The sequence below is a fragment of the Arhodomonas sp. KWT genome (genome assembly GCF_010993615.1).
Window position 1 is genome coordinate 1 of the sequence record NZ_WNXE01000953.1, and the last position, 639, is coordinate 639.

At 64.2% G+C, this 639-nt stretch carries 1 protein-coding gene; it reads right to left on the bottom strand.

Annotation, left to right across the window (positions count from 1 at the left end):
- On the bottom strand, window positions 1-488 hold a 488-nt coding region (locus tag G7A99_RS23510), incomplete at its 3' end, for a GntR family transcriptional regulator (RefSeq protein ID WP_163144467.1).
- Window positions 489-639: the final 151 nt, after the last annotated feature.

Genomic DNA, 639 nt, shown 5'->3' on the forward strand with positions numbered 1-639 from the left:
CGGTGCTGGTCGTGGAGGATCTCGCGCATGCGCTGGAGCCAGCGCGAGGGACACGCGGCCACCAGTGCCTCGTGGAAGCGCTGGTTGCGCCGCTCCCACTCGGCGAAGTCCGTGGCCGGGTCGTGCTCGAGCTTCTCGAGCTGATGATAGGCGGCCACGACCTCCGACTCCCAGGCATCGTCACCGTGCTCGATGCTCTGGCGCAGGGCCTCGTTCTCGATCAGCACCCGGGTGTTGGTGACATCCCAGAGGTCGTCCAGGTCGATGGGCGGCACGCGGAATCCGCGCTGGCCGAACACCAGCACCAGGCCCTCGCCGACCAGCCGCGCCAGAGCTTCGCGGATCGGGCTTGCGCCGATGCCGTAGTGATCGGAGAGCTGCTTGACGGCCAGTCGGCTGCCGGGCTGCCACACGCCGCGGATGATGTCGCGCTTGAGCCAGTCGTAGGCGCGGTCCGAGAGGGTGGTGGTGGCGTCCTGTTGCGGCATGGTCCGGCCGTTCGTTTGGTGGGTATGGCGAAATTATATCAGCGGGCTTGACACTCGGCCATGTATTATACATTCTCTCTAAAAATATCGATATTTAGTAGTTTACTCGATATGAAGGAGGCCCCATGCGCACAACGGAGCCGGCACGGCA